Origin of the sequence: Streptomyces olivochromogenes, assembly GCF_021538895.1 — a bacterium.
Lineage (GTDB): Bacteria > Actinomycetota > Actinomycetes > Streptomycetales > Streptomycetaceae > Streptomyces > Streptomyces olivochromogenes_A.
Map to the genome: position 1 here is coordinate 26,593 of NZ_JADDRL010000030.1, position 15,877 is coordinate 42,469.

Sequence of the window (15,877 nt, forward strand, 5' to 3'; positions counted from 1 at the left end):
ATGGAGGCGGGGCGAGGAGCCTCGCGACGCCGACCAGCACTCAAGGTCCTGTCCACGAGTGATTGGAGCGGTGCTGGCAGGCGGTGGCTGTGTATCTCAGTGCGGGCTCTGGTCCACTTCTTGTGGTCGCGTACGCAGCGTGACTGCCGATCTTAGTAAGGGCGTCTCGGACGTGGTGCCGCCTCCGGACAATGAGCTGGGGCAGCGGATGGCGCTGGACAACCTGACGGGGCTGGTGGAGGGGCCGGCTCTCTGAGTCGAGGCCGGTCAGCGCGCGCCTTCAGCGTCGCCGTCGTGCTCCCGACCGTTCGAAGCCGCCTCCGGCCGGAAACCGTAGTGTTCCAGCCGCTTGCGCTCAAAGACGATGACGAGACCGACAAGCATGCCCAACACCAGTCCGAAGAGTACGACCTGCCAGTCCAGCCGGCCGATGGTCAGCGCACACATGCCACCGGAGAACACCGCGCCTACGGCCCCGAAAGGCAACGGGTGCCGGACGGCCCGGATGCGGGCCTCAGTAGGTCGCGTGGCTCCGCCGGAGTACGCGTCGAGCGCCCAGAACATCCGCTGAGCCGACTCACCTTTCCCCCTCACGTCTCAGGACCACCAGTGTCGAACCCTGGGCCAGGGCGACCCTACCTCGCTGCCCCGGCCCCGGCACATCGGCTGCCGTCGGCTCCAGTCATCCCCTCATTGGTTGTCCCTGGTTGTGGACTCTTGTGGTCCGGTGACGCTCTGTCACGCCGACGGTCCACGGTCGACTGGTCCACACCCAGATCAGCTGCGACTTGCTTGTTCGTCACACCACCGGCGCACCGCAGCACGATCTTCGCCCGCATTGCGAGGTACTGGGCAGTCTTCGGCCGGCCGATGGGGCCCTCGTCCTTAAGCCTCGCCATCCGCTCGGCGGCGAACCTCCCGCGTCACTTGCGGACCGACGTCCCCTCGGCGCATGCCAGGATGATTCGGGCCCGCTCAGCCGTTCGCAGGTCTGGCAGCCCCGCCCGGCCCACGAGTTCGACACGCTCTCCCTCGGAAGGAACAATGCTCACAGCAGCAGGACCACGGTGCGCCATGAAAAGAAGGCAGTAACTAACCTTCAGGATTTCTGGCGCATCACACTGGCGACAACCTGAATGTGCGCCGCACCCTACTCCTCGTACCACTCGGGCTGGCTCTTGAAGTCGTGCGTGGCGCTGATCACGCGGAGTCCGCTGCCGTTGGGCCTGATGGCGACGAGGCGGTTGGCGGGGTGGGTGAACTGGTCGTTCGTCGGGTCGAGTGCGAACATGATCCAGTCGCCGTCCGGTGACCAGGTCGGCTCGATCGGGAAACCGCCCTTGGGGTCGGCGAAGACGCGAGTCAGACGGCTGCCGTCGGGGGCGACCGTCCAGATCGCCCCGCTGGGCTGCAACCGTTCGCCGGCGAACAGGATGCGGGAGCCGTCAGGTGACCACCGCGCCCACCAGTTGGGGGGCACCGCCTCGGTGGTGATCCGGTGCGGGTTGGAGCCGTCGGTGTTCACCACCCAGAGGGAGCCGCCGAGGTCGGCGGGTCCGTCGTCTTCGCTGCGCGCGGCCCGGTAGAACACCAACTGCTTGCCGTCGGGTGAGAAGTCGAGCGGCATGTCGTGGGCTGATCCGGGACGGGTGGTCACCCGGACGAGGTCGGTGCCGTCGGGATGGCTCGCCGTGTAGATCCCGGTCCGGTCGGGGTCGTCGAAGTCCCAGCCTTCGTATGCGACCCGGTGTCCGTCCGGGGACCATGCCTGCGGGACCAGGTTCAGTGTCGGGTCGGTCAGTGTGAGCTTCCGGTAGCCGGATCCGTCGATGCTGACGGTGCCGCCGGTGACGGGCAGTTCGGTGATGGTGCCGGGCATGACCAGGATCAGCTGGTCGTCGGGCGAGACACGCAGCAGACAGCAGTACGCGCCCCGCCGGGTCAGCACCCGCTGCCTGTCGCCGTCCGCTGTCGCGGCGAAGTACGCCTGACGGTCACGGGGATAGGTCTTCCTGAAGAGGATGTGGCCGGTCGGGTCACCGGCCGTGTTCGCGTACGACGCCGACAGGGGCGCGGCGGTGGCGCCGAGGGTCAGCAGCGCGGTCGAGATGAGCCGCGCCGAGCGGAGCTTGTTCATGTCGGTGGCCTCCTTCGAGTGGCAACGAAGGACCCTAGGAGCGGCGGCGCGCGGCGGAATCGGGGCGGGCGCGCGGGTGTCGGTGGTGGGAGTACGTGCCGGCACGTACGGTCGGGACGCGGTTTCGGGTGTTCTGCCCGACGCGGGCAGGCATCGGCGGCGCGTACCTTCGGGTCAACGGAGGGGGTCGCCATGCGGAGCAGACGTCTGTGGGCGGGGCTGGGTGCCGTGACCGCGCTGCTGGTCGCCAGTGGATGCGGTGGTTCGGTGGACAAGGCGGGCGGCGGGAGCGAGCCGCGGCCCACGGTTCTGAGAATGTTCAGTGGGCTCGACGAGGTGGAGCCGTTCATCCAGGGGGTCGGCGAGGTCTCCGAGGGGGAGCTCCGCATCGATCGGATACATTCGAAGCACGGGGAGTCCGGCGAAGCGGACCTCATCCGCGCGGTCAGGGATGGCCGTTACGACCTGGCGGTGGTGCCCGTACGCGCCTGGCACGGCGCCGGTGTGTCCGACTTCGACGCGCTGGTCGCGCCGCTGGCCGTGGACAGCTACGCGCTGCAGCAGAAGGTGCTGGACGGCGATATCGGCGCGACGATGCTCAAAGGTGTCCGCAAGGTCGGCGTCGACGGGATCGGCATACTGCCCGGGCCGATGCGCAAACCCGTCGGGATCACCCGGTCCTTGCGCGGGCCGGAGGACTACCGCGGTGCGAGGATCGGAGCCGCGCCCTCTGCGGTCGCCGCCCGCACCTTGCGCACCCTCGGGGCGCGGCCCGTACCGCGCCCCTTCTACGGGGCGTCGATCGCCGGACTCGACGGTGTGGAGCACCAGGTGCTGAACGTGGAGGAGGACCGGTACGACGCCACCGCGGAATCGATCACGGCGAACGTGAACCTGTGGCCGCGGCCGGCGGTCGTCGTCGCTAACCCGAAACGCCTGCGGACGCTCAGCGGTGATCAGCGCGGCGACCTGCGCCGGGCCTCGCATGCCGCGGTCGAGTCCATGACCACGGAGATTCGTCAGGCGGAAGCCGACGAAGGCAGCCAGGCCCTGTGCCAGCGCGGCCGGGTGCGGTTCGAGACCGCCACCGCTGCCCAGCTCGCCCATCTACGCAAGGCCGTCGAGCCCGTCCATGCATGGCTGCGCGAAGACGCCCGGACCCGCGGGTACCTGGACCGCATCCGAGCCTTGCGACACGACACCAAGGCGGCCCGGGACGCGGAGATCCCTTCGTGCGAGGGCCAGGGCACAAATCGCTCACCCACCGAGCGAAGCGCGCTCGACGGGACGTACAGGATGACGACTTCCGAGGACGAGCTGGTCGCGGCAGGCGCCGCGGGCGATGAGGCCAAGCCGGAGAACTGGGGCGACTTCAGGCTCGTCTTCGCCAAGGGCCGCTTCGCGTTCACCACCGAGAACGGCGAGGCCTGCGTCTGGGCCTACGGTGAGTTCACCGTGCGGGACCGGCAGCTGACGTTGACGGTTGGGGGCGGCGGAGGGACCAGTCCGAACCACGCCACGAATCAGTTCGGCGAGCGCTTCGTCTTCCAGTGGAGCGCGTATCGCGACCTCCTGACACTCGCCGGCGTCAAGGGCCAGGTCTCGCCGACGCCGTTCCGGGTCAAGCCGTGGCGGCGGATCAACGACACCCCTGACGACGGTCTCCTCAGCCGGAAGTGCCCGCCACCCGCGGCGGCCTTCACGGGGTGACAGACAGCCGGGCGCGTATCCGAGTGCCCTGGCCGGCCGGGCTGTCGACGTCCAGGGTCCCGCCCTGCACGTCGACCCGGTCCGCCAGGCCCCGGAGCCCGGAACCGCGTGCCGGGTCGACACCGCCGACGCCGTCGTCGGCCACCTCGACGGTGACGACGCCCTCGGCGACGGTGACCGTGACCCGCGCCGCCGTGGCGTGTGCGTGTTTGACGGTGTTCGTCAGCGCCTCCGAGACCACGAAGTACGCGGTGGCCGCAAGCGCCGGCGCAAGGGGGTGCCCGCTGACCGCGGACCGCACCGGCAACGGCGCTTCCCGGGCCAGCTCGTCCAACGCCGCCGCGAGGCCGGACTCGGTCAGGGTGCGCGGGTGGACGCCGCGGGCGAACTCCCGGAGCTGGGCGCGGGCGGCGCACACCTGGCCGGGGATCCCGTCGGGTGCGTCGTCGAGCAACTCCGCGACAAGGCCGAGCCGCCGCTGAGCGCCCTCGGCGAGCTCACGCTCCAGCCGGTCACGTTCCTCGTCCGCTGCGGCCACGATACGGCGACGGGATGCCTCGACCTCGGCGACCCGGGCCCGTACCTGCCCCTGCAGCCGGGCGTTGACCAGCGCGAGTCGGGCGAGTGCCGCGACCGACCGCACCAGGTCGGGATCGTCGAGCACGGCACTGTCGTGCAGCAGTACCCCGACCCGCGCCCCGTCCTCCTGCAGCGCCGTGACCGCAGTCCCCGGCGCCGCAGCGGCGGGATCGACGGGCAGCCCGGACTCGTCGACGTAGCCGCCGGTCTCCGCAAGCCAGTACCCGACGGTCAGCGCCGGGTCTCCCAGGGCGTCGGCGAGCTTTTCCCGGAGTGTGGCGCCCTCTTCCAGATCACCGAGGTCGATCACCAGCCCGGTGAGCGCGTCACTTCGGCGGCGCCAGCGCAGATCGGCGGCGAGCACCACCGCGCAGCCGACGAGAGCCGCCTCGTACGCCCACAGCGCCGGCCGGTTGTGCGGCTCACCGGCCAGCCGGGCCACCGCCCCCGCTGCTGGAGCCAGCATGACGGCGGCGGCTGCGGCCAGGGCGAGCGCGGACGACCGGCGCCCGGAGCGGTTCGTACGCGCGACACGGGTGCCCGCGGCCGCCACCACCGTCACCGCGAGCGCGATGGTCACGGGCTCCGAGCGGGCGAGTGGATAGGCGAGGGCATCGGCGTACGCCAGCACCACGACCACGCGGAGCGCGGGCCTGCGCAGCCGGCCCTCCGGATAGCTCAGCAGCAGATGTACGAGCGGCCCCCGGTGTACGAGCGCGAGGCCGGCGCCCAGATCACCGGCCAGCCACGATCCGCCCGTCGCGACCATCAGCGCGGCGACCGCCGTGCGCCGCTGCGGCGCGACTACGAGCCCGGCGGCCAGGAACGCGATCCCGACACCGAGGTCCATGACAGCCGTGCCGCCGCCGGGGATCACAATCCCCGCAGCAGGAACAGCACAGCGAGCACCCGCCGGTGGTAGTCCGCCGACTCCGGCACGCCCAGCTTGGTGAAGATATGCGCGACGTGCGCCTCGACGGTCCGCTGGCTGAGGAACAACTGGGCCGCGATGCTGCCGTTGGAATGGCCCTGCGCCATCAGCGTCAGGACCTCGCGCTCCCGCGCACTGAGCCGATCCAGGGGCCCGGCCGCCCGCTTCTTCGCCATGAGCCGCGACACGATCGTCGGATCGATCACGCACTCGCCCTCCGTGATCCGCTGCAGGGCGTCCAGCAGCACCGCCACATCGGACACCCGCTCCTTGAGCAGATATCCGGCACGCTCGGGAAGCCGTTCGAGCAGCCGCAGGGCGTACCGGGAATCCAGGTAGTGCGACAGCACGAGCACGCCGACGGCGGGGTGTGTGTCACCGATGGCCGCGGCAGCCACCAGCCCCTCGTCGGTATGGGTCGGCGGCATCCGGATGTCGGCCACCACAACGTCGGGACTCTCACGTTCGACTGCCCGCAGCAGGGCATTCGCATCGCCGACGGTGTCCACCACGTCGTGTCCGGTCTCGACGAGCAGCCGCGCAAGGCCTTCGCGCAGCAGGACCTCGTCGTCGGCGATCACGATGCGCACGGCAGCTCCACACGGATCAGGGTCCCGCCGTCCGGCGTGCCCGCCAGCGTCAGCCGGCCGTCCAGGGCGCCGACACGGTCCTGCACTCTGCCCAGCTCCCCAGGCGGGCCGGCGTCCGTCTCGACCTCCACGACCAGCCCCCCGTCCGCATCGTCCACCCGAACGTCGGCCCGGCGGCAGCCGCTGTGCCCGACCGCCGTCGCCACTACCAGGTAGCCCGCGAGCTCGACGGCCGGGGCGCAGCGCCCCGTTGCCGTCGTGGCGACCGTGACCGGGACCGCTGCGCCTTCGGCGAGAACATCGAGTGCGGCCTCGAGCCCCTCCTCCGCGAGCGCCGCCGGGTACAGCCCGTGGGCGAGGGCACGAAGATCGGCCAGCGCGGCCTGCACCTGCGACTCCGCGCGCGTCAGCCGGTCGGCCAGGTCCTGGTCGTCGGCCCGCAACGTGGCGAGCCGGATCGCCAGCGCCAGCGCCACAAGGCGCTGTTGGGCCCCGTCGTGCAGGTCCCGCTCCAGCCGACGCCGTTCGGCAGCCCGCAGCGCCACGATCCGGGCCCGCGACTCCCGCAGGTCCGCCAGTTGCGCCCGGGTCTCCGCCCGCAGCCGCTCGTTCTCCAGCGCCAACTGGACCGTACGGGCGATGTCGTCGGCACTGCCGACGCCCTCGAGCAGCCCCGGCCGATGCACCAGCGAGGCAGCCACCGCACCGCGCCGCACCAGCCGGGTCACTTCCCGGCCGGTGTCCACCGCCACCGCCCGTCCGTCGACGTCGACCTGGCGGCCGTCAGAGACGGGATACAACACGGCGAGCGACGGATCGCCCAGCAACTCGGCGAGCACGCCCACCAGTCCGCCCGCCTGCGGAGTGCGCCCCACCTCAATCACCAGCCTGGCCAGCTTCGTACGGGTACGCCGGGCCCGCTGCCACTCCCAGCAGGCGCCGGCGGCGACGGCGACGAGGGCGGCGGCCTGCCCGAGCCAGAGCCCGCGGTCCACCGGATCGTTGCTCACGTATCCCCGGCCCAGCGCATGCCCGTAATCGGCGACCACCAGGACGAGATAGACCAGGCCCGGCACCACGACCGGCCCCGACCTCCGGCGCAGCACCGCCGAGGCCCGGACCAGCCGCCCGCCGCACCACAAGGCCGACAGCGCCACCCCGGCGCCGGCCAGCCCCACCCCGATCCGGTTCACCGTGGCGAAAGGACCGTCCACGACCATCAGCAGGTTCGTCGCGCACGCGGAACAGCCCTGCGCCGCCGGATCGAACACCAGCGCAGGAAGTACACCCAAGGCGCCGACCGTCGTGAGATAACCAACTCCGGCCACCACTGTGTCCACCCCGGGCAACCGCCGGTCCGGGTACACGAGCAGCGCGTGCCCGACCATGGGCGGGCACGCCGCGTACAGCGCCAGACCGACCGTGAACGCGACGGACGAGGACACCACGGCGCTGTTCCACTCCACGAGAAACCACGCGAACCCGGCCGCCACCAACAGCGGACCGAACGACGCCCGCGGCCTGCGCACCACGGAGAACAAGCCCGCCAACATCAGGCCCCACCCCGCGAGTAGTTCCACCACCACCGGCGCCCCGGCCTCGGCGAGCCCGTAGCCGGGTGCCTCCGTCGCGATCCGCACCGTCGCCAAGCCCAGCCCCAGTCCCGCGAGCAGCACCGCCCACCACGCGAGCACCGGTGCGCGCACCCTCGTCCACATGCGCACCCCTCCCCCTGATGGCATTGGTATAGCGGTGCAGTCCGCCGCCTTTCAAGGGGCCGCCAGGACCGCCGCGTCCAGCCGATATGGCACGCTCGTCACCACCGCCCCGGCGTAAACAGCAGCGCCCTCAGCCGTCGTGGCTTTGTTCACGAGAACCGGCTCTGGTCCACCTCTTGTGGTCCGGTAACGCTCGGTCACGCCAATAGAACCCGCCTGCGAAGGAGTTCGAATCCTGCGCGGCCGAACATCTGGCACTTGAGCATCTTGATCCTGTTGACATGGCCCTCCACGACGCCGGAGTTCCAGGGGAGGGTGAGGCCGGCGGTGACGGCGTCGAGGTCGCGCAGGAGGTGCTGAGCAAAGTGGCAGAGGCTGGGCCGTTCGGTGGTGGCGCCGGCCGCTTCGATCCATGCGGGAAGTCGGTCGCCTTGCAGGTGGGTGAGCATGTGGGCGAGGTCCGCACGTGCTCGCTCCACTCCTCATCCGTGCCTACCCCTGTGCAGTCCTCTCCCCGAACCGGCCCGACCCGCTCCCCCAGGTGCGGGACACGCATTCGGGACCGTAGGACAGCCACGCCCCGGCAGGGAACCTCGTCACCCCGGCCACCTTCCCATCGGGTGACAGCCCGCCAGGGCTTGAGCCCTGCCGGTCGCGGCCCACGGGCAGCCACTTGAGCGGCAGGAATCCCCATCATGCAGGCCGAGCTGCCGGGGTGGTGTCGGGCCGCTACGACCGTCGACAGGCCTGATGAGTAGCTGTCCCTGCCTGCGCCAAACGATCGAGGTGTTGGTCAAGTGATGGGTGGCCAGGGTTGCTGAGCGATGTGGCGTACGAAGATCACGGTCCGTTCGTGATCTACGAGAGGAAGCCCTGTGCGTCTCCCCCGCACCGCACGCCGTACGGCCGCGGTCATCGTCGACCGGCTGACCTTCAGCGGCGCCATCATCCAGACCGGCACCAAGTCCTACCGCCCCGCCCACACCAAAGCCCAGGCCGAACGCGCCACCGTCGGCTGACCAGAGCGGAGCAACGGGCTCTCACTCCACTGATCTTGACGCGCCAGCCAGGGCCCGCTGGACCTCAGCCGCGGGGAAGGGAGTGCGCTTGCTCTGCCTAAGTAGTCGATCATGGAAGTCATCCAGGATGATTGCGTGCGGAGCGTGACGGTTGATGATCGCGACGATGTCGGGCGGAACGTCTGCGGGTCGGTGGCCGTCGACCCATTCGCACAGGAAGGCCCCGTGTTCGGTGCCACCACGCACGTCGTCTGGCAGATGATGGTGAAGCAGGTGGTTCAGCGCGAAGGTGCCGTCGTACACAAGGTGATCAGCGAGGAAATCGCGCTCATCCGTTGAGAGTTCAAAGTCGCGGCTCAACGCGAGCCCGAAGTCTGCGAAGTACACCCGCTGGCCGTCTGTGAGCAGATTGGCGAAGTGCGCGTCAAAGTGGACCAGCCCGCGCGCGCTCATGAACTCGGTCCCCCGCAGCAACGCATTCTCGACCCATCGATAGGGCGACTCACCTCCCGGTTCCGGCGGGGCGGCATCACGGGTATCGCCGAGCCACTCGGCGAGCGTCTGTGGCACATGCTCCAGGAAGAGCACCAGACTGAAGGAGGACCTTCCGATCGCCTCCAGCCGACGGCGCACTGCCGACGAGCCCTCCCAATGCGCTACGGCCCCCTCAAGGCCGCCGAACTCGTCGATGAAGCCGACGGGGGGACTGTCGCGCAAAACCCGCCAGTGATACAGCAGCGGGAAACCCGCGTACTCGTTCTTCAGTACCCAGCCTGTCGTCATGATGTGCGCGGCCAGCTCACGCCAGGCGCCGAACCCCGCCGACCCCACCCCGTACTGGTAGAAGAGAGGAAGCTTGAACACGTTTGCCGTCGACCGCACGTGCTCCGGCTGCAACTCGATGTCCGTCAGCGGGACCCGCTTGACGAAGACGCGCATCCCCTCGACTTCCATCTCCGCCGACCTACCGCCGATACCGGAGCCGAGACTTGGCGCGGCAGCCACCGCATCCTCAAGCCGACGGTCGCTGAACAGGGACAGCCGTGCTCCCACGGCCGCGTAAGCGGACACTCGCGCGGCATGCGCTGACTCGGTCACGTCCATCGGCGGCTCCAGCCTGACATCAAAACTGACTTCTGTTGATCATGCCAGGGTGGTGCACGCGACTCCCGAAGTCGCCGCCAATTAACTCCCTACGACGCCGGTTCTTGTGGTGCCTTTGGGCCGCTGCGTGGTTCGTGGGAGACCTGGTTGAGCGGTTGGTTCCGGACGAGTTGTGGGTGCTGTTCCGGCATGTGGGGCCGTCTTCCGAGGTCAAGCGGCCCGCAGGGCGGCGGGCGAGCTCGAGCAGGTGACCGAGAGGCACTGGCCGCGATCATCTTCGTGGCCACCTCGCGCTGCACCTGGAGACAGCTGCCGCCGGTCTTCGGCCCTGCCTGGCCCACCGTCTACCGACGTTTTGCCCGGTGGAGCCAGGACCGTGTGTCGGCCAGGCTCCACCGAGTCCTCCTGGACGAACTCGGCGCCCGCGGCGAGTTGGACTGGTCGCGATGCGCGATCGACTCCGTCAGCCTCAGAGCGGCAAAAAAAAGGGGGCACCGACCGGGCCGAATCCGACCGACCGAGGCAAGAGTGGATCGAAGATCCACCTGGTGTGTGGTGGGATGGCTGGGTGTTGTTCGCCGTCCGGTGGGAGATCGGTTCGATGCCTATGTATCCGTCGCTGGCCTGTGCTCTGGCCGAGGCTTTGGTGGATGTCCTCTGGTTCGTTGAGGGGTGTTCGGACGAGCAGATGGATCCGGATGACGCGGTCAAGATCTTGGAGGGCGTCGCCCACCTGCTGACTCAGTTGTCGAACGACCAGCGAAGTGAGTTCATCGACCTGCTCGGGGGGATGGCTGCGGAAGAGACCAATCCTGCGCGCCGTGAGTTCTTGGAGGGCTTCCCTGCCAATATGGGGCTCGTCGAGGACGCCAGCTGACCTGGCTTCATGGGTAGAGCAAGACGCGTTGCGGAGGCGTTCGAATCCCGCACGGCCGAACATTCTGCCTCTTGAGCATCTTGATCCGGTTGACATGTCCCTCAACGACGCCGGAGTTCCAGGGTTGTGAGAGGCCGGCCATGACGGCAACGAGGTCGCGTTCGAGGTGCTGGGCAGGCCGGTGGTGGCGTCGCCATCGCCCCCGACGAGTCGCTCGGCTGCTGGACGAAGACATTCACCGATCCTCGCTTCTGCGCAGCTGTCGTCGACCGCCTCACCTTCAACGGCACCATCATTGAGACCGGCATGGACTCCTAATTCCTCGCTAACGGATCGTGGGAGCCAAGCCGCAGCTCTTGGTCCGTTCGAATGCCGGAGACGGCACTCGTAACGTTGGGGGCGTCCCATGGGCGTCGAACGGATGCCTGACTGACTCCTGACTCTTGATCCCTCGTCGTAGAGCGGCGGCGTTCGGCGTCTTCGGGACCCCAGCACTGTCAACACCACGCGCTTGAGCCCTCGTTGGTGTTGGTGATGCGAGGCCGCCACATGGAGACCTCTCGCTACGCCCGAGCCGTCCGAGCTCCAGCAATGGGCCGAGGCCCGTGGGGCGCGCTGGTGCCACGAACGGCTAGTGAGGTGGCGGACCAGCCAGTTGGTTGAGTCCTGGAATTAGGTCGCTGCGCGGCCCGCATGTGCTCGCGACCAACTCAACACCGGGACATTCGGGAGGACATCTTGATCTACTGCGGGATCGACTGGGCGGAACGAACCCCCGACGTCGCCCTGGTCGACGATGTCGGCACACTGATGGCCAGGCGGCACATCACCGACGACGCGGCCGGCTACAAGGTCCTGCTGGACCTGCTCGCCGAGTACGGAGACACCGAGGAGAACCCGATTCCGGTGGCGATCGAGACCAGTCGCGGCCTGCTCGTACCCGCGCTGCGGATTGGGAAGCGGCAGGTGTTCGCGATCAACCCGTTGGCCGCCGCCCGATACCCCGACCGGCACGCCGTCTCCCGCAAGAAGTCCGACCCTGGCGAAGCTCTCGTCCTGGCGAACATCCTCCGCATCGACATACATGCCCACCGACCCCTGCCCGATGACAGCGACCTGGTCCCGCGGTCCTGGCTCGGGCCCAGCAGGACGCCGTCTGGAATCGACAGCAGCTCGCCAACCAGCTTCGCTCCCTGCTGCGCGAGTACAACCCAGCCGTGTTAGCGGCTTGCGCCAGTTGGGACAAGGGTCTGTGCCGCCCGGAGGTCCGTGAGCTCCTCAAGCTGGTCCCCACGCCGACCAGGGCCGCCCCTCCGACGCGCCCGCAGATCACGGCCGCGCTCAAACGAGCCGGCCGCAAGCGCGGTATCGAAGCCGAAGCCGAGCGGCTCCGCGAGGCATTCCGCCCGGACTGGGCCCACCAGCCGCCTCTGGTCGAGGACGCGCTGGGCAGGCAAATGCTCGCTCTCCTGGACCAGTTCATGGCCGCCTGCGCCGCCGCGGACGAACTCGCACAGGCGGTGGAGGAGGCCTTCTCGCAGCATCCTGACGCGGAGATCATCCTCAGCTTCCAGGCCTCGGCACCCAGCTCGGTGCCCGTGTGCTTGCTGAGATCGGAGACGATCGCGCCCGGTTCGCCGACGTCCGTGGCCTGAAGGCCTACGCCGGCGCCTCACCCATCACCCGGGCCACCGCGAAGAAGTCGAGCATCACCCGGCGCTGGGTGAAGAACGACCGTCTCAACCATGCGTCATATCTTTTCAACCATGCGGCATATCTTTGGGCTTTCGCCTCCCTGACGGCCTCCATCGGAGCCAAAGCCCACTACCGGCGCCGACGCGACGAGCACTCCGACTGGCACGCCGCCGCCCAGCGCAATCTCTTCAACCGGCTGCTCGGCCAGCTCTACCACTGCCTCAAGAACCGCCGCCTGTTCGACGAACTCGCTGCCTTCCCGCCTTCGGGCGAAGCCCTCGGTGCGGCGGCCGCATAGGCCGAGGACCGATCAAACCGGAGGTTTCACCCAGGGAGCCAGCCGTTCCCCGACTGCCAGATTCTCGCGCCAGTACCGGAAGACGGTTCCGAGGACGATGTCGAGCTGCCCGGCCGCGACCAGGCCCGAGGCTAGACTCGGCCCGCCCGCATCGGCCTCGAAGGCAATCAGTACGGGAGGTGTCTCACCGATCTGCCGGGCAACGAGTCGGACCTCAGGCGTTGGCGCACGGAACACCGGGTCCTGGAAGGCGGCCGGGCACGTGACGAAGACCGGGTCGCTGAACACCAGCTCCAGGCGGTGGGCATACGAGATGTCGTGCCCGGCGCCCAGACGCAACCGCCCGGAGTCCCAGGCGACGATGTCCCAGTCCCACCATGACCCTTCGGGAAGCTCTATCACGGCTCGTTGCCCGCTCTGGGCCGCGCCGTCAATCGGGAATCACCAGGCCAAGCTCACGAAGTCGCGGAAGGCAGACATCCAGGCACGCCTCCAGAGAGACGGCGTCCGTGCGGACCAGGAGATCACCCCGAAACGGAGCCCCGCTCGCGACGAAGGTCCAGGGCTGCGTCCCATCGCGCATGCGCTCGGCGTCGACCTTGAACAACACCGTCACACCCTGCTCCGCCAACGACTCCATGACCCGCGCTACGTGCATCACATCCCAGCCTCTGCCTGAAATCGAACAGGCAGAAGGCTACACCGGCCTCCCACGACACCGGCTTGACCGCTTGGCACCGTGAGGTGTCTACCGCCTCGCCAGCACCCGAGCCCGCGCCGAGCAGGTCGAAGCCGGCTTACTGACATCTCCATGCTGGTCATCCGCCCTCCGAGCGGCGGGCCGGCAAGCGCCAGTCCAGGGGATATTCGGCGTGAGCATTTCGTGGGTGCAGCGGCGCAGTCCGCTGTTGGAGTCGACCGATGAAAGCCATGGCACCCGCTGAAGTAGGGCGCTGCGTTGATCGGTGCTCGGGTCGGTCAGGAGGGTGCGGAGCTCGTTGGGAACGGGGTCGTCGACCAGGCACAGCCAGGCGAGGCCGGCACCGCTGCGGACCTCGGGCGGTCGGCCTGGATCTGACCACAGACCCCAGGCCCACGCGGGAGCGTGTTCTTCCTGTGTTCGCGGCCGAGTTGGGCGATCGCCAGGATCAAGCTCTCCTGGGCCACCGGATCGTCTACTTCCGCCAGCCTGCGGTGCAGAGCCACAACTCCGCCAAGTTCCGCTGCGACGACACCTTCTGGTCACGGGACAACCGGACGCGTCTGAAGAAGGCGGGATGCGCCTTCCCGGCTTCGCCCCCACCTTCAGCCTCTCCCACACCGACCCCAAGGTGAACGAGTCCGCCACCCATATCGCCGACGCCCAGCGGGCCATCACCGGGCACCCGGGCGCTTCCACGCCGCTGCACCGCATCACCGACGAGAGAACCATCAGCAAGCACCGCAGCGCCATGTGCGGTCGGTCGCACGCCCCCTCGGGCAAGGACTGTGACGAGTACCCCTTTGCAGCCACCAAGGAAGGCGGCAACCCCCGTCGCGGGAGCATCCGCGTCATCTCGGCCGGCGACAACCGCACCGCCGACGCGCTGCTGGGCAGCTGCTACAAGAGCCAGCGAGTCCTCAACAGCGACGCCTACTATGTCCACATCAAGTAGGACTGCCGTAGCGCATCGATGATCTGGGTGCTGCCCCCAACCGATTGGGAGCAGCACCCAGCGCCGTACACGGGGAAGGCGAGACGGAGTTGAAGACGGCGTGACCACCGAGACCAAGGACCTCTACGTCGAAGACCATGATCTACTGATCGACCCCATGCTCCAGGGCGTCATCGAGTTTCCCGAGCACTCCGGCATCACCAACACCCTCATCGGCTTCCACAAGGACTTCGGCACCATCCTGACCGGCTTCGAACGCGGCTATCTCCGCATCACCGTCGAGATCCACGCCGAACAGCCCGCACTGGACACGGACGGCTGGGACGACGTCCTCGACATCTCCGCCGATTTCACCCGCGGCCAGGCCTTCGTCGCCAGCTATGACAAAGCATTCACCACCAACCTCGCATTCGACGGCGCCGGAACCTACCGGATCCGCACCCACGCACGGGGCCGTGCCGACGCCAAGAACGCCGCCCTGCCCCGCCAGCCCCGGCCCTCCAAGGCCCGCCCTCCCTCCGAGACATATCTCGTCCAGGTGTGGAAGGCCCCCACTGCCCCCGAGCAGATCCACAAGAGCAGCAACCACACCACCCTTCCCGCAGCCGACTACACCGGCCCCAGCACCTCGCCCTACCAGCCGGCCGTCGACGCCCCCACAATCCATTCCGAGGGCGGCGGGATCGTCCTCGTCCGCACCTGCTTCACCGCACCCCAGGCGTGGCACCGCCTGCAGGACTTGATCGACAACGGCTCCGAGGACGGCGGCGGCATCGACGTCACACCCATCGACGACACCGCCTACGACGGCCTGACCGAAGACCAGTTGCGCACCTTGATCGGCCGTGACGAGGACGACTGGCCCCACCACACCGTCCTTTTCATCGCCGATCAGCAAGCCTTCGCCTCCCCCGACCTGCCGCTGCTCGCCGTCGACAACCCACCCGGTCAACCCGCGCCGTCCTTCCGTATCCCACGGGAGTACCTGGAGAGCTTCGTGGTGAACATGGACCTGGGAAACACCGACTTCGGCGAGTGGTCCCGGGACGCAGGTGACGACGGCATCTACCGAGAACCCGCCGAAGGCGCATAGGCGGGAAGGGGCGCGATAGGGGATGGACCGGAAGCGTTGAGACTCGCTGGCTGCCCGGGCTGCTGCCCGTCTGACGGGCACCCGTGACAGTGGGCTGCCTACCGCTTGTGCTCCGCCCTCACCCACGACCTCTCGGCCGCCAAGCAGCGCATAGCGGACCTGGGGGTAGCGCTGGGCGTCCCCGTCACCGTCCGTCGATTCTGGAATGCCGACGACACCTGAACCGGTCCGCGGGTTCACAGCGGACCGGGGGGCCAAATGGCGGCGCAGCACCGCGTTCTCGTACCGCGACACGCGCATCTCCGCGTCCTTTGCCGCCTCACTGAGGGGCCGTACAGGAGGCGGCGGGCCCTGCCCGCGTCGAGGCGCGTAGCGAGAATCGCCTTCGCGAATCTCGCGCGAAGCGCTTCGTGGGGTTTCGCGAGCCGTAGACCCCGGCGCTGGCAGATCTTCCCGCTCGTCCGACGAAAT

15 protein-coding genes and 3 pseudogenes are annotated in these 15,877 nt (G+C 68.7%); 8 read left to right on the top strand and 10 right to left on the bottom strand.

Annotated features, from left to right (window positions below; all coding sequences use genetic code 11):
• Positions 1 to 267: 267 nt before the first annotated feature.
• The 3 genes from IPZ69_RS17320 to IPZ69_RS17330 form a co-directional block, all read right to left on the bottom strand.
• Positions 268 to 564 (bottom strand): hypothetical protein, encoded by a 297-nt coding sequence (locus tag IPZ69_RS17320; RefSeq protein WP_235455032.1) that lies wholly within the window; start codon positions 562 to 564, stop codon positions 268 to 270.
• Positions 565 to 635: 71 nt separating this feature from the next.
• The gene (locus IPZ69_RS17325) at positions 636 to 899 is read right to left on the bottom strand and encodes a helix-turn-helix domain-containing protein (RefSeq protein ID WP_308407488.1); all 264 of its coding nucleotides are present in this window, start codon (positions 897 to 899) and stop codon (positions 636 to 638) included.
• A gap of 251 nt (positions 900 to 1,150) precedes the next feature.
• Positions 1,151 to 2,137: a hypothetical protein gene (locus IPZ69_RS17330; RefSeq protein WP_235455033.1), complete on the bottom strand. Its 987-nt coding sequence runs from the start codon at positions 2,135 to 2,137 to the stop codon at positions 1,151 to 1,153.
• Between the two features lie 192 nt (positions 2,138 to 2,329).
• On the opposite strand from IPZ69_RS17330, the gene IPZ69_RS17335 reads away from it, so the two are divergent.
• Entirely contained in the window at positions 2,330 to 3,847 is a 1,518-nt protein-coding gene (locus IPZ69_RS17335; RefSeq protein ID WP_235455034.1) for a TRAP transporter substrate-binding protein, read from the top strand.
• Here the strand turns inward: IPZ69_RS17335 and IPZ69_RS17340 are convergent.
• From IPZ69_RS17340 to IPZ69_RS17355, 4 genes are all read right to left on the bottom strand, one after another.
• Positions 3,837 to 5,276: a sensor histidine kinase gene (locus IPZ69_RS17340; RefSeq protein ID WP_235455035.1), complete on the bottom strand. Its 1,440-nt coding sequence runs from the start codon at positions 5,274 to 5,276 to the stop codon at positions 3,837 to 3,839. The genes IPZ69_RS17335 and IPZ69_RS17340 overlap by 11 nt on opposite strands.
• 23 nt (positions 5,277 to 5,299) lie before the next feature.
• On the bottom strand, positions 5,300 to 5,947 hold the full coding sequence (locus IPZ69_RS17345) for a response regulator transcription factor (protein WP_235455036.1): 648 nt from the start codon (positions 5,945 to 5,947) through the stop codon (positions 5,300 to 5,302).
• Complete coding sequence (locus IPZ69_RS17350; RefSeq protein ID WP_235455037.1) at positions 5,935 to 7,665, bottom strand: sensor histidine kinase; 1,731 nt, start codon at positions 7,663 to 7,665, stop codon at positions 5,935 to 5,937. The genes IPZ69_RS17345 and IPZ69_RS17350 overlap by 13 nt, the downstream gene beginning before the upstream one ends.
• 197 nt (positions 7,666 to 7,862) lie before the next feature.
• Entirely contained in the window at positions 7,863 to 8,144 is a 282-nt protein-coding gene (locus IPZ69_RS17355) for a hypothetical protein (RefSeq protein WP_235455087.1), read from the bottom strand.
• Between the two features lie 396 nt (positions 8,145 to 8,540).
• Here IPZ69_RS17355 and IPZ69_RS17360 point away from each other — a divergent pair, with 396 nt between their 5' ends.
• On the top strand, positions 8,541 to 8,684 hold the full coding sequence (locus tag IPZ69_RS17360; RefSeq protein WP_374293324.1) for a hypothetical protein: 144 nt from the start codon (positions 8,541 to 8,543) through the stop codon (positions 8,682 to 8,684).
• A 21-nt stretch (positions 8,685 to 8,705) separates the two neighbouring features.
• Here the strand turns inward: IPZ69_RS17360 and IPZ69_RS17365 are convergent, their stop codons facing one another.
• Positions 8,706 to 9,788 carry a protein kinase family protein gene (locus IPZ69_RS17365; RefSeq protein WP_235455038.1) on the bottom strand — a complete coding sequence of 361 codons (1,083 nt, stop codon included), beginning with the start codon at positions 9,786 to 9,788 and terminating at the stop codon, positions 8,706 to 8,708.
• A 134-nt stretch (positions 9,789 to 9,922) separates the two neighbouring features.
• Between IPZ69_RS17365 and IPZ69_RS17370 the strand changes: the two are divergent.
• The 4 genes and pseudogenes from IPZ69_RS17370 to IPZ69_RS17385 all read left to right on the top strand — a co-directional run.
• Positions 9,923 to 10,339 (top strand): annotated as a pseudogene (locus tag IPZ69_RS17370) (transposase); the annotation flags it as partial.
• Between the two features lie 17 nt (positions 10,340 to 10,356).
• On the top strand, positions 10,357 to 10,665 hold the full coding sequence (locus IPZ69_RS17375; RefSeq protein ID WP_374293326.1) for a hypothetical protein: 309 nt from the start codon (positions 10,357 to 10,359) through the stop codon (positions 10,663 to 10,665).
• 189 nt (positions 10,666 to 10,854) lie between these two features.
• A pseudogene (locus tag IPZ69_RS17380) lies at positions 10,855 to 10,983 on the top strand (IS21-like element helper ATPase IstB); the annotation flags it as partial.
• 375 nt (positions 10,984 to 11,358) lie between these two features.
• Positions 11,359 to 12,658, top strand: a pseudogene (locus IPZ69_RS17385) (IS110 family transposase).
• A gap of 12 nt (positions 12,659 to 12,670) precedes the next feature.
• Here the strand turns inward: IPZ69_RS17385 and IPZ69_RS17390 are convergent.
• A complete protein-coding gene (locus IPZ69_RS17390; RefSeq protein ID WP_235455040.1) occupies positions 12,671 to 13,060 on the bottom strand; it encodes a hypothetical protein in 390 nt (129 codons plus the stop codon).
• Positions 13,061 to 13,088: 28 nt separating this feature from the next.
• Entirely contained in the window at positions 13,089 to 13,274 is a 186-nt protein-coding gene (locus IPZ69_RS17395) for a hypothetical protein (protein WP_235455041.1), read from the bottom strand.
• Between the two features lie 661 nt (positions 13,275 to 13,935).
• Between IPZ69_RS17395 and IPZ69_RS17400 the strand changes: the two genes are divergently transcribed.
• Both IPZ69_RS17400 and IPZ69_RS17405 read left to right on the top strand, forming a co-directional pair.
• Positions 13,936 to 14,313, top strand: a complete 378-nt coding sequence (locus IPZ69_RS17400; protein WP_235455042.1) for a NucA/NucB deoxyribonuclease domain-containing protein — start codon at positions 13,936 to 13,938, stop codon at positions 14,311 to 14,313.
• 100 nt (positions 14,314 to 14,413) lie between these two features.
• Complete coding sequence (locus IPZ69_RS17405; RefSeq protein ID WP_235455043.1) at positions 14,414 to 15,406, top strand: DUF6924 domain-containing protein; 993 nt, start codon at positions 14,414 to 14,416, stop codon at positions 15,404 to 15,406.
• The last annotated feature ends 471 nt before the right edge of the window (positions 15,407 to 15,877 follow it).

Excerpts from the sequence above, each read along its gene's own strand:
- IPZ69_RS17320 (WP_235455032.1), bottom strand. The coding sequence starts at position 564 with ATGTTCTGGGCGCTCGACGCGTACTCCGGCGGAGCCACGCGACCTACT.
- IPZ69_RS17325 (WP_308407488.1), bottom strand. The coding sequence starts at position 899 with ATGGCGAGGCTTAAGGACGAGGGCCCCATCGGCCGGCCGAAGACTGCC.
- IPZ69_RS17330 (WP_235455033.1), bottom strand. The coding sequence starts at position 2,137 with ATGAACAAGCTCCGCTCGGCGCGGCTCATCTCGACCGCGCTGCTGACC.
- IPZ69_RS17335 (WP_235455034.1), top strand. The coding sequence starts at position 2,330 with ATGCGGAGCAGACGTCTGTGGGCGGGGCTGGGTGCCGTGACCGCGCTG.
- IPZ69_RS17340 (WP_235455035.1), bottom strand. The coding sequence starts at position 5,276 with ATGGACCTCGGTGTCGGGATCGCGTTCCTGGCCGCCGGGCTCGTAGTC.
- IPZ69_RS17350 (WP_235455037.1), bottom strand. The coding sequence starts at position 7,665 with ATGTGGACGAGGGTGCGCGCACCGGTGCTCGCGTGGTGGGCGGTGCTG.
- IPZ69_RS17365 (WP_235455038.1), bottom strand. The coding sequence starts at position 9,788 with ATGGACGTGACCGAGTCAGCGCATGCCGCGCGAGTGTCCGCTTACGCG.
- IPZ69_RS17400 (WP_235455042.1), top strand. The coding sequence starts at position 13,936 with ATGCGCCTTCCCGGCTTCGCCCCCACCTTCAGCCTCTCCCACACCGAC.